Annotated in this window: 13 protein-coding genes; 11 read left to right on the top strand and 2 right to left on the bottom strand. The window is 39.6% G+C overall.

Annotation, left to right across the window (positions count from 1 at the left end):
• Positions 1-80 precede the first annotated feature (80 nt).
• Both J2X69_RS09985 and J2X69_RS09980 read left to right on the top strand, forming a co-directional pair.
• On the top strand, positions 81-509 hold the full coding sequence (locus J2X69_RS09985; protein ID WP_310102383.1) for a MarR family winged helix-turn-helix transcriptional regulator: 429 nt from the start codon (positions 81-83) through the stop codon (positions 507-509).
• Between the two features lie 61 nt (positions 510-570).
• Complete coding sequence (locus J2X69_RS09980) at positions 571-1440, top strand: SDR family oxidoreductase (RefSeq protein ID WP_310102380.1); 870 nt, start codon at positions 571-573, stop codon at positions 1438-1440.
• Between the two features lie 802 nt (positions 1441-2242).
• Here the strand turns inward: J2X69_RS09980 and J2X69_RS09975 are convergent.
• Together J2X69_RS09975 and J2X69_RS09970 are read right to left on the bottom strand one after the other, a co-directional pair.
• On the bottom strand, positions 2243-2752 hold the full coding sequence (locus tag J2X69_RS09975; protein ID WP_310102377.1) for a hypothetical protein: 510 nt from the start codon (positions 2750-2752) through the stop codon (positions 2243-2245).
• Between the two features lie 34 nt (positions 2753-2786).
• Positions 2787-3143, bottom strand: a complete 357-nt coding sequence (locus J2X69_RS09970; RefSeq protein WP_310102374.1) for an NAD(P)-binding domain-containing protein — start codon at positions 3141-3143, stop codon at positions 2787-2789.
• 362 nt (positions 3144-3505) lie between these two features.
• On the opposite strand from J2X69_RS09970, the gene J2X69_RS09965 reads away from it, so the two are divergent.
• The 9 genes from J2X69_RS09965 to J2X69_RS09925 all read left to right on the top strand — a co-directional run bounded on the left by J2X69_RS09965 (position 3506) and on the right by J2X69_RS09925 (position 12165).
• Positions 3506-3676, top strand: coding sequence for a hypothetical protein (locus J2X69_RS09965; RefSeq protein ID WP_310102371.1), 171 nt, complete (start codon positions 3506-3508; stop codon positions 3674-3676).
• A 73-nt stretch (positions 3677-3749) separates the two neighbouring features.
• A complete protein-coding gene (locus J2X69_RS09960; RefSeq protein WP_310102369.1) occupies positions 3750-4454 on the top strand; it encodes a hypothetical protein in 705 nt (234 codons plus the stop codon).
• A gap of 482 nt (positions 4455-4936) precedes the next feature.
• Positions 4937-5497 (top strand): putative glycolipid-binding domain-containing protein, encoded by a 561-nt coding sequence (locus tag J2X69_RS09955; protein ID WP_310102367.1) that lies wholly within the window; start codon positions 4937-4939, stop codon positions 5495-5497.
• A 307-nt stretch (positions 5498-5804) separates the two neighbouring features.
• A complete protein-coding gene (locus tag J2X69_RS09950) occupies positions 5805-6653 on the top strand; it encodes an SDR family oxidoreductase (RefSeq protein ID WP_310102365.1) in 849 nt (282 codons plus the stop codon).
• 154 nt (positions 6654-6807) lie between these two features.
• Entirely contained in the window at positions 6808-7539 is a 732-nt protein-coding gene (locus J2X69_RS09945) for an Atu4866 domain-containing protein (protein WP_310102363.1), read from the top strand.
• 18 nt (positions 7540-7557) lie between these two features.
• Positions 7558-8472, top strand: a complete 915-nt coding sequence (locus tag J2X69_RS09940; protein WP_310102362.1) for a helix-turn-helix transcriptional regulator — start codon at positions 7558-7560, stop codon at positions 8470-8472.
• Between the two features lie 251 nt (positions 8473-8723).
• Positions 8724-9542, top strand: a complete 819-nt coding sequence (locus J2X69_RS09935; RefSeq protein WP_310102359.1) for a universal stress protein — start codon at positions 8724-8726, stop codon at positions 9540-9542.
• Positions 9535-11190: a cation:proton antiporter gene (locus tag J2X69_RS09930; RefSeq protein ID WP_310102358.1), complete on the top strand. Its 1656-nt coding sequence runs from the start codon at positions 9535-9537 to the stop codon at positions 11188-11190. Before J2X69_RS09935 ends, J2X69_RS09930 begins: the two co-directional genes overlap by 8 nt.
• A 435-nt stretch (positions 11191-11625) precedes the next feature.
• A complete protein-coding gene (locus J2X69_RS09925) occupies positions 11626-12165 on the top strand; it encodes a dihydrofolate reductase family protein (protein WP_310102356.1) in 540 nt (179 codons plus the stop codon).
• Positions 12166-12212: the final 47 nt, after the last annotated feature.

Here is a 12212-nt window from a genome sequence, read left to right as displayed (position 1 = left end):
TCTACTAAAAACAACGAAATTAAAAAAAAAAAAATATCAATTTAGTTAGGCGACTAACTAAAATCCGCTATCTTTGCAAAATGAAACAAAAAAGCGGACAAACCTCAATTAGTAATTTACTCGTTCAAATCTGTAAACATCGTAGAAACAAGAGCAATGTGCTACTTTCAGAAGCAGGAATTTATGGTGGACAAGATATTTTGCTTTATTATTTGAGTATTGAAGATGGACAAACCGTTTCATCCTTGGTAGAAAAAATGTGTATTCAACAAGCTACCATTTCGACTATGCTTGTCCGAATGCAGGCAAGCGGAATGATAACAAAGGTAAAAGACAATTCGGATAAGCGGACTTCAAGAGTGTTTATTACCGAACAGGGCAAAGAAGCCTATAAAAAAATTGCCAAAATATGGAACGCAATGGAAAAAGTTCTCATAAAAGGATTAGATAATGAGCAACAAGAAACACTAAGCAATTTGCTTCGGGCGGTTCTTAAAAATCTGGAATAAAAAATTTTAACATAATAGTTAGTCGACTATATAATTTAAACAATTAAAAATAAGTATCAAAATGAAAAATCAAAACAAAATCACCGTTTTTGGTGCAACAGGCAAAATTGGTAAAGAGCTATTGGTCTTTCTTTCAAACGCTAATGTGCCTACTATCGCAGTAACACGTGATAAAGGCAAAACGAAAGAAATTCATAGCATTGAATGGCAAGAAGCTAATATGGACAATCGGGAAACGCTTGCTCAAACAATGCTCAATAGCAACACCGTATTTTTAGCCACGAACGTGAATCAAAACTTTGTGCAAGAACAAATAAATGTAATTGACATTGCAAAAGAGTGTGGTGTAAAACATATTGTAAAAATATCCTCACCCGGAGCAGACAGAAATTCTCAAAACTTTATTGCAAGACCCAACGGGGAAGTTGATGATTATTTAAAAGAAAGTGGTATTGACTTTACAATAATTCAACCCAATTCTTTTATGCAAAATTGGTTTGGCTACTTTTCGGAAACCATCCAGCGTGAAAGAAAAATATATGAGGCAACGGGAGACGGAAAAAAACCTTTTATTGACACACGCGATATTGCAGAAGTGGCATTTAAAATTTTGACGAATTCAACAAAGCATATCAACCAAACTTATCTGTTGACAGGTGGAGTTGCCGTAAGTTATGGTGAAGTTGCCGAAGCTATAAGCAACGCTATTGGAGAAAAAGTAAATTATATTTCAATGACAAGCGAGGAAGCAAGACAGCGTATGTCCGAAAAGGGTATGCCCCCAATGATGATAAATACTTTTCTTGCCATTTCCGAAGGACAACGAAACGGAAAAGCAGGTTTTGTAAATACCGTTGGAGAAGAAATTTTAGGCAGAAAATTAATTACCGTTAAAGAATTTGCAAAGGATTATTCAGAAGCCTTTAAATAAAACAACGACCCACTAGTCGAGTAGACGGCCTCGCCAACCGTTAAACTAGCGAGGTGCGCCTCTCACACCACCGTACGTACGGGTCTTCCCGATGAATCGGGACAGGCAGTATACGGCGGTTCACTGGATTGCAGGTTGTGGCTTGAGGTAATAGGAAAGCATCGATTCGTACCCTTTTCGTCTCAGGCGGGACAAAGTGATAGTAGCAATGAGAATCAGGGCTTTGATCCGCCGCGGCGGACCATCCCTCTTTTCTGCCTCCCCCCGCTACCTGGCCCTTCGCTAAAATCTTCCCCCAGAAGATTTCTTTACGCTCAGTCCTCCTTTGAGTGCTTTTTGATAGGTCGAAATGCATGTCCCAGTAGCTCAAAAACAGAAAGTCTTCGGACCCCGTGGACAATAAAAATGATGATTAATTTACTGTTAGTCCCTTTCACCGCGACATATGGCCTGAGACAGCCATCAGCCATACCCGGAAAATCATCAGCAGATTAACAACAAGCTACATTGACAATAAGTAAACTATTTGTAATCGGCACATTGTTATCGCTATGTGCCATTTCAGGAAAAATATTCGCACAGAGGAATAACTCTAAACCATAAAAAAGAACAAATGGAAATTTCGCAAATTAAACGGCAAACGGCAATCAACAAATTGAAGCCGACTGCCCTATACAGCAGGTAGAAACTGTTACACAATTAATTTTAAAAATCCTCTTCGAAGTAAAAGGTTTTATCTTAAAAAGAGGTTTTGAAAACACTGAACGGGGAAATCAGCTTTTTCAACTATCAAACACGCTCGCTATCGCTTCCCGAGCAGTTCAAAAAGACTTGAGAACCCCTGTCCCCCATGTCCATCCGCAATCCGACGATCCATCAGGTGCTTAACCTCCCGCATTCGTACTGTTTCCACGCCTTGAGACTCCCGATGGCCGATCAAGTCATCAAACAAAGCCGCTTGAACATGGAGCGGTCCGAGATCCGGGCCATACTCCGCATTCTTAATTGCCTTTGCAAACGGACTCAGCAACCCCAGATAGTCCCTCATCGTGACCTCGGCACGTCCTGCAAATGCTTCAATATCGACTCCTTCAGCTTGAACTAATCTGAGCGTGTGCAGAAAACCCAGCAGTATTTCATAGCCCAGAGCTACCTGCGACTGGAAGTCCACCGCAGCTGCGCCAGGATCATCGCCAAAGTAAGTAATAGTGCCCAGCACTTCCAATATTGGCCGATTTGCCTCAAAAACACTTGACTTCCCGCTGAAGAAGAACAGGCTTTCCGGTGTACCTACGACTGGCGGATCGGCCATAATCTTTCCGTCGATGTAGGAGGCGCCGTGTTCTTCAGCCCAAAGGGCAAAAGCCTTTGCCTGTGCAGGAGATCCGCTCGTAAGGTACTAGCACCTTGCTCTCTAGGTTACTCTCCAGTGGGCGGAGTACCTCATCCACCACGGTGTTGTCGAGCAAACAAATCACAACCAGCGAACTCGCTGCGACCGCATCTGCGGTTGTAGCAACTGCCGAAGCTCCGGCTTCAACCAATGGAGCACATTTGTTTGCACTCCGGTTCCATACCGTCGTGTGATACCTATGGTTGACAAAAGTTTGGGCGATTGCAGTTCCCATTTCACCCAGCCCCAGCACGCTAACATAGACGGTATTTTTTTTCAATCTTTTCATTGTCGCTTTGTTTTTTTTCATACCATATTGACTTTAAGTTGTTTGTTTGGGCGGGTTATTGCCGAATAGTACTTGCCATAATATGTTTTTCAAAACTCCTTTCTCACAAAAAGTCCAATACTATTATAACTTCTGCCAAGCTTTCCATACTGATCAAAGTTTGCGGCAATCTCGAACGACTCGGTGCAAAGCATACGCAATTGTACGGGTTTCCTGAGATAGGAACGTGTGTTTAAGTTTCATTTTTACCGTTATATTGATACATTACAAAACTACCCCTAACCGGATCCGAAATGCGGTAAATAACACGGTAAAAACTGTACATTTTTCTGTTTTTGATCAAGGATTATTTCGGTGTGGAGTTGAGTAAGTTGAAAAACCGAATGGATAGAAATAAAACGATAGAAATTTTAGATGCACTTGCTTCAGGTTGTTCTCCAACAATAGGGGAAATGATTGACATACTAGGAGTTCAAAAGGCTGAAAACCTCTCTGAATATGTTCAAAATGCGAGAAGCAATCACCTAGAGCTTATGAAACGAGTTCAGGGCTAAAACTCCTTGCCTGCCTATAGTTACAAACCATTTTTGTCATTTTAGAACGCTAAGCATACAGACACAAACTAAGATGATAGAGAACTTGCCCCCATACATTTCATTGACTTTTGGACTGACAACAGTCGCGATACTTTTGTTGTTCTTTTGGACGGTTAAGAACTCAAGTTCTCAATTAACACGACAGAACTCGATCAAAATTATTATCGGTTTGACATTGTGGTTAATTGTTCAGGCTGTTTTGACACTTAAAAATATCTACAATTCCGACAAAAACTCTTTACCGCCAAAAATCCTACTATTTGGGATTTTGCCGGCAATTTTGACAATCATCGTTCTGTTTACGACACAAAAAGGGAGACAATTTATTGACAGTTTACCACTGACAAACCTGACTTATCTAAACATCGTCAGAGTGCCTGTTGAAATTGTATTGTTTTGGCTTTTCTTGAACAAAGCAATTCCAGAACTTATGACATTTGAAGGACGGAACTTTGATATTATTGCAGGCATAACCGCACCGATAATTGCTCACTTCGGTTTGACAAAAGGAAAAATCAACCGAACAATAATTTTGGCTTGGAACTTTATTTGTCTTGGACTTTTACTAAGCATAGTTGCCAACGCTTTTTTATCAGCACCCTCGCCGTTGCAAAAATTTGCTTTTGAACAACCCAACATAGCAATTTTAAATTTTCCTTTTAGTTGGTTGGCTACATTCGTAGTCCCTATTGTTCTATTCGGACACTTAGCTTCCATTAGACAACTGCTGAAATAAAACCGGCATATCAGCACCTACCCTAAAGTTGTGGTTCAGCGGTTAAACCTGCCTACGGTAGGCAGGTCAAACTTTCCCCTTGGACGGGCAGGCCGTGATTCTTTCAAAGTTTTCCGCTATCGCGGGACAAATTATGCTTGGTTGACAGTGGAATAATTCGAAATTACCACCTTCGCCTAGGACGGAAGCACTACTAATTCCGCAACTGCAACAAGCCTGAACCGTAAACCCTAATAATAGAAAAAGAGCTGAGGACGTTAATATTGGATAGCAACTGAAGAATAACCGGAAATTTGAAAAGACATGAAAGGTAGGGGGCATAGAGGTGAGTAAGAAACATACGTTTGGAAATGAAACAAAGAAACCTTGAGATTAATCGAAATCATATAATCTGAATCCATAAAATATTGATGGGTAAAGTGCTTCGAAATTGCCACCTTCGAATAGCTGTAAAACATTAGTGGTAATTAAAAATGGAACCTATGGAAAACAACATTCTTTGGTCAGGAATTGAATATTATTCTCTTGAAAACTGCATCGTTGATAATATATCAGACAGTGTGATTATTAATTCCGTAATTATAGGTGTATACCTTGAGAAAATTTACCGAGTTGAATATGATATTATATTAGATAGAAATTGGAGGACGAAATCTTGCCAAATAAAATCTCAAATCAATAAAGAGATTAAGATATATGAATTGTTACAAGAAAAGAATCGCTGGTTCGTAAATGGCAGAAGTCATCCTGAGTTCAATGACTGCTTCGACATCGACATTTCGTTAACACCTCTTACGAATTCTTTACCGATAAACAGACTAAAACTAAACATTGGGCAAGAAAAAAAAGTTAACGTAATCTATATTGATTTAATGGACAACACGATAAAACATGTAAAGCAAAAATATAGAAGAATTTCAACCGGGATTTACAAATATGAGAATATACCAAATGACTTTGAGGCCGAAATAAAGGTTGACGATGCGGGCTTTGTAGTTGACTATCCGCAATTATTTGAAAGAAAAATAAGAGTTCAAAACTAACCGCCACTAACAACTAGCCCATATGCAATAGGTCAGCTCGCGTGCTCCTCAAACAGTTTTTCCGGTAGCAGAATGTTCAGTTCTCCGCATCAACATTTCTTGTATAAAGCCCACCCATTGCAAATGTACCAAACGTTGGTACCAATTTTTAGTAAGACAGAAACAGAATGACAGAGAGACCAAACATATTAGTATGTAAAACCCGCTAAATCACGATATGACTACATCATCCCACGATTCGGCTAAGTAGCCCATTTCCGATCCTACCATCTTTGTTTTATCATTTAATCAAAAACAATCAAGAAAGATGGAAACGAAAAAAGTATGGTTTGTCACAGGCGCTTCAAAGGGATTGGGATTAGTACTTGTGAAAAAACTTTTAGCAAATGACTATCATGTCGCAGCAACTTCCCGCTCAGTAGAATCATTGATAAAAGAGATAGGAAATGCATCGGATTCTTTCCTCCCCCTAGAAATGGACCTAACTGACAATGAGAATGTGAAGGCTACCATAGCTGAATGCATCGCCCATTTTGGGCAAATTGATGTGATGGTAAATAATGCAGGGTTTGGATTGATCGGGACTTTAGAGGAGTTGAGCGACAGCGAGGTAAAGACCAATTTCGATGTGAATGTATTTGGCTCCCTGAATGTGATTCGGAATATATTACCGCACTTTCGCAATCAGCAGTCCGGACATGTCTTTACTATTTCTTCTATCGGAGGCTACATGGGGAATTTCCCCGGCTTTGGGATTTATTGCTCTACAAAATTTGCCGTAGCGGGCTTTACAGAAGCACTTGCTGAGGAAATGAAACCCTTTAATGTGCATACCACATTGGTGTATCCGGGGTATTTCAGAACAAACTTCCTCTCAAAAGACTCAATCCGGACAGCTGCCAGTCCTATAGCTGCATACAAGTCTGCCAGAGAGTTGGAAAAGGCACACTTGGATGAAATCAACGGCAATCAGCCTAATGATCCCGAAAAAGCTGCGGATGTGCTTATTACTTTAAGTAATGAGGAAAATCCACCTGTACACTTTTTCATGGGAAAAGATGCCTACCACTACGCTAAGCAAAAACTGGAGCTTATCCAACATACTATGGCAGCGTACGAAACACTTGCAGGTTCAACAGAAATTTCCAACAACTAATTTCCAAAATGATGGAGAGCAAATTAGCCGTACTTATTACATGGGCCAGCTCAGACATGGGGTTTAGACCATGGGCTACAGCATCCTCTTAAAGATCAACAGTTGAATTCCGGGGCTATACAGCCCCGCTTTTTAATATTTAATGGGCAAAAAAATGAAGATAATTTATGCTATCCTTTCTCTGGGAATACTGTTTCTCTTTCACGCTGTCTCAGCTCAGGGGAATTTTGGTACCGAAGAAAATAAAGAGGCTGTTGTCAAAGCCTTCGGGCAATGGCAACAGGGAAAGGGAAGTTTATTTGACCTGCTGGATGAACATGTGGAGTGGAGGGTTTCTGGCAATGGGAGCTTTTCAGGTACCTATAAGGGGAAACAGCATTTTATGGAAAAAGCTGTGATACCCATTAATGATCGATTGGCCACGGAAATAACCCCGGAACTTATTGACATTAATGCAGATGGAAATACCGTCTGGCTGCACTGGCAAGGGACGGCTACAGCCAAAAACGGGGCAGTTTACCATAATGAATATGCCTGGAAACTGGAATTCAACAAGGGAAAAATTGTAAAAGCAGTGGCTTTTCTGGACATACAAGCATTGGATAACCTATCTACAACTAACTCAAGCACTATGCAACCAACTATTGAAAGCACAAAGGAATATATTGGCATGTGGGTGACCAAAGATGGTTACATACGCCATGAATTATTGCCCAATAACCGCTACGATGAAGCTCGGGGCAATCGGAAGAGTGCCTACCAAGGCTCTTACAAAGTTTCCGGAAATCATATTGATTATGTAGATGATACAGGTTTTACCGCAGACGGTGAATTTAAGGATGGCATACTTTACCATGCAGGAATGATCTTGTACAAAGAAAAATAATACAGTAATTTAATAGTTATGGAAAAAACACTCCGCTTTAATTCATTGACTGAGTTCCACACATTTTGTAACCTCCCCAAACCTGAACATCCGCTCATAAGCCTGATTGACTACAGCAAAGTGAGTTATCCTATGGATGACAGCGAACTGAGATGGATCCAAAATTTTTATTCCATAGGACTAAAGCGGAATGTCAATGCTAAATTCAACTACGGACAACAACCCTACGATTTTGATTCAGGAGTGCTGACTTTTATTTCACCGCTTCAATTTTTGAAGTTGGAAATCAATCCGCAAGCGCAAGTAGAGCCAACAGGATGGTTACTGCTTATACACCCTGATTTTTTATGGAACACACCCTTGGCGAAAAAGATAAAATCATATGATTTTTTCCGGTATGCCGTAAACGAGGCACTATTCCTTTCGGATAAGGAAGAAAAGGCAATCGTTGATATTCTGCTTAAAATAGAACAGGAGTATCAAGCGAATATCGACAAATTCAGTCAGGAGCTCATTATTGCCCAAATAGACTTACTTCTTATCTATTCCCGGCGTTTTTATGAGCGGCAGTTTATTACCCGAAAGAAATCCAATCATGAATTATTGGTGCTTTTTGAAGAAGTGCTTTCCGGCTATTTCGAAAGCGGAAAGTTGTTGGAAAGCGGCATTCCGACTGTGACAGCGATCGCTGAGCAACTCAATATTTCGCCCAACTACCTAGGAAGCCTACTGAGGATCTATACCCAACAAAATACGCAACAGCATATTCAAAACAAACTGATGGATTATGCCAAAGAATGCTTAAGTACAACTAATTTGTCGATAAGTGAGATTGCTTACGAACTGGGTTTTGAGCATCCTCAATCATTCAGCAAACTGTTCAAACAAAAAACAAATCAAACACCTCTGGAATTTAGGCAGTCATTTAATTAAGAAGGAAGAGTCATGGGACACACAGAATATTTAATGGACAGAAAAGAAATACGGCTACCACAGTAGAAAGAAAGTCATAGAACACATCTTTGAAACGAAAATAGAACTTCCTCCCCTACCTCCTGACATTTTTCGTATATTTTACTGAAACCAATGATAATCAGCTCCTGAATGAGATGACTTAAACCCAACGAAGATCTTTTCAAACAAGCTGACGCCAAGCATACCCCACCTGGATAAACAAAGATAAAATGAATAAAAAAAGAAACAGAATTATTCTTATAGTTGATTTATCTGACGGATCAAATCACTTAGTCGACTTCGGCTTCCATCTTTCCACGATGATTAATGCCGAAATTGTAGTTGTGCATCAAGTAATAAAAATGTTTCCTACAATGACCGAGAAAGCGTATAGGGATATGATTTTTCAGATTGAAATAGATGAAGCTAAGGCAAAACTTAGGGAATTGACTCAAGGAAGAAGACATGAATCCATCATTGTAAGTTCCGATCCTATTTTGGACATTCTTGCCGAAATGCAATCAAGTCACTATACAGATTGGGTTGTTGGGGGACTGAAAAAAAGCAGCTTGATGAAGCGAATCTTCTTTGGGAGTACGTTTATAAAAATCATCAATAATACTAATTTATTGACTGTAGCTGTTCCGATAAGTAATGTAATCTCGGTTCCTGAAAAAATATTAGTGGCCGTAACCCATAAGTATTCATTAAATGAGTTCCATTTGAAAAACTTGCTCTCCAATTTTAAAGAGAAAGCCAAAAAAGTTGAATTTTTCACTATTCTTAATGAAGGTGAAGATGAGGAAACCGCACGCGAGTATCTATTGCAATTACAAGGTAAATACTCAATGTGTGATCCTACTATTGTCCTTTTGAAGGGCGGTGACAAATACAATGAGCTCAAGAAATTTGTTGAGCAATCCGGGCATTCGTTTTTGGTTCTTCAAGAAGGCAGCAGGTCTTTGATTGACGAACTATTCAGAAAGTACATGGTTAACGAACTTATTCACGCCGGAGATATCCCCCTAATCGTACTGCCGAATGAATAAACTATCACTTATTGCAGAGCAGCCATTTTTTGAATTTGCCATAATTTTAGCTTTAGCGGCACTTTTCGGAATAATAGGCAAAGTGCTCAAGCAACCCCTTATTGTAATGTTTATTGCATTGGGGATCGTGATGGGCCCTGCTGTACTTGATATTGTCAAATCAAAGGAAAATATTCATCTCCTTGCGGAAATTGGAATATCCGTACTTCTTTTCATTGTGGGGCTCAAACTGGATTTGCGAATAATCAAGTCAGTTGGAAAAATCGCCCTTTTGACAGGAATAGGGCAAGTTTTGTTCACCTCCATTTTTGGATACTTAATCGGCTTGGCATTAGGTTTCACCTCTCTGCATAGTTTTTATATTGCTATTGCTTTGACGTTTTCGAGCACTATCATCATAGTAAAGCTACTTTCCGACAAAAAGGAAATTGATTCACTGCATGGACAAATTGCCATTGGTTTTCTGATAGTTCAGGATATTGTAGTGATTCTTATGATGATTGTTTTATCTGCTATTCAGAAAGGCGGAGAAACATCGTTAAATCAAGACATTACACGTACTCTGGTCGCTGGGGGAGGCTTGATCGGTTTTACTTTCATCGCTATGAGATGGATACTTCCGAAGCTAACCAACTACCTGGCCCAATCACAAGAACTACTTACGCTCTTTTCGGTAGCATGGGCTGTTGCGCTTGCTGCTATCGGCGAGTATATTGGGTTTAGTGGAGAAGTTGGTGCCTTTCTAGCCGGTGTGACTCTTGCTTCTTCCGAATTTAAAGAAGCTATCAGCAGCCGCTTGGTAAGTTTACGGGACTTTTTACTGCTATTTTTCTTTGTGAGTTTAGGCACCAACCTTGATTTGACGGCCATAAGTGGTCAAATCACTCCCGCACTGTATTTTTCTTTTTTTGTACTCGTGGGCAATCCAATCATCGTACTAATCATAATGGGTGTAATGGGCTATAAGAAAAGAACTTCTTTTTTAGCCGGGCTTACCGTCGCGCAGATCAGCGAGTTCTCGCTGATTTTTGCAGGTTTGGGCTTGGCAGTAGGCCATATCAATAAAGAAATAGTCGGTCTGATCACCTTAGTTGGTTTAATCACAATTGGCCTTTCCACCTATTTGATTTTATACTCGCATCAGATTTTCAATTTTCTATCCCCTTTTCTAAGCATTTTTCAAAGAAAGAACACGTTGGTTGAACAGGAAAACACCAATTTAGACCGCTTGGATTATAATATAATAATTATCGGTTTAGGTAGATTTGGAAATACACTTGCAGATATGCTAGACCAGCATACACAAATCACTTACCTGGGAATAGACTTTTCCCCAAGTATTGTGAAAGAATGGCGAAAAAAAAATAGAGCTATCGTCTATGGAGATATTGATGACCCTGAATTATTGGAAAACATCCCCTACCAAAACACAAATATTATTATTTCGACAGTTCATGAAATCAGCCAGTCCAAACAATTGGTTAATGATCTTAAAAGAAGACAATACAAAGGAAAAGTCTTTGTAACAGCCTTGACAGACAAAGAGAATAAAGAGCTTTTAGCTATGGGGATTGAAAATGTGCTGCTCCCCCACTCTATGGCAGCAGCCAATTTCTTTAATACTTACTTGAAATACAAAGTAACATAATTCATAAGCTTGCATCCCACGAGACAAATAGAAAGAAACGCTTCTATCGGCAGGGTTTACAGAAAATACTGCAACAAATCTTTCTGATATGACCCAAGCAGTAATCGACAATAAAGCTATTCCCGAGCGGCCAAATGATATCGTAAAACTTCCCACAACGTTGGAAAAATACATGAGAGAACAACTGCGTAAGTAAAACTCAATGCGGAAAATCACCATTACCGGACTGTCGAATTGCCTCCCGCATTCTATGGGAAAAAACTTTATCTTGGAGCCAAGATCTCTTCCGACACAGTTAGAAGAGGATATTCAGTTTTTAATCAGTCCCAGTCAGACAGCCAAGCTTTCCAGCTTAGGTGGAACAATCCGTGCATTTCCAGACTTATAATCAGTGATTAACACCTCAAATAATCCTAAAAATCAAAACACCTGTTTATGAAAAAGATTATTTATTATGTAGCAAGTTCCATTGATGGATTTATATCAGGCCCAAACGATGACGTCAGTAATTTCATTTATCAAGGCGATGGAGTTGAAAAATACTTGGAAGATTTAAAGTCCTTTCAAACGGTCATTATGGGCAGGAGTACGTATGAGTTCGGCTATAAGTTTGGTGCAATTCCGGGACAACCATCACCTGCCTACCCGCATATGAAACATTATATCTTTTCGGACAACTTGAAGTTTAATGGCAAAAGTGATCAGGTTGAATCAAAACCTATGAATATTGATGAAGTTATACAAATAAAAAGGGAGTCACCAACAGACATTTACCTGTGTGGAGGAGGACAATTTGCAGGCTGGTTACTGGAAAACGGGCTAGTTGACCGGTTAAAAATAAAATTAAACCCTATTACTCTTGGAGGAGGAACCCCTTTGTTTGGGCAAATTAACTTCACCACTAACTGGAAGTTTATAGAGTCCGAAAGGTTTGATAATGGACTTCTAATTCTAACGTATGAGTGTAAAAAGTAAGCACTACAAGCACGGTATAAGGTAATTGCAAAAGCTGAGCTTCGTAT

Source organism: Algoriphagus sp. 4150 (assembly GCF_031457395.1).
In the GTDB taxonomy this organism is placed as follows: Bacteria; Bacteroidota; Bacteroidia; order Cytophagales; family Cyclobacteriaceae; genus Algoriphagus.
This window is presented reverse-complemented; position numbering and strand designations above follow the sequence as displayed.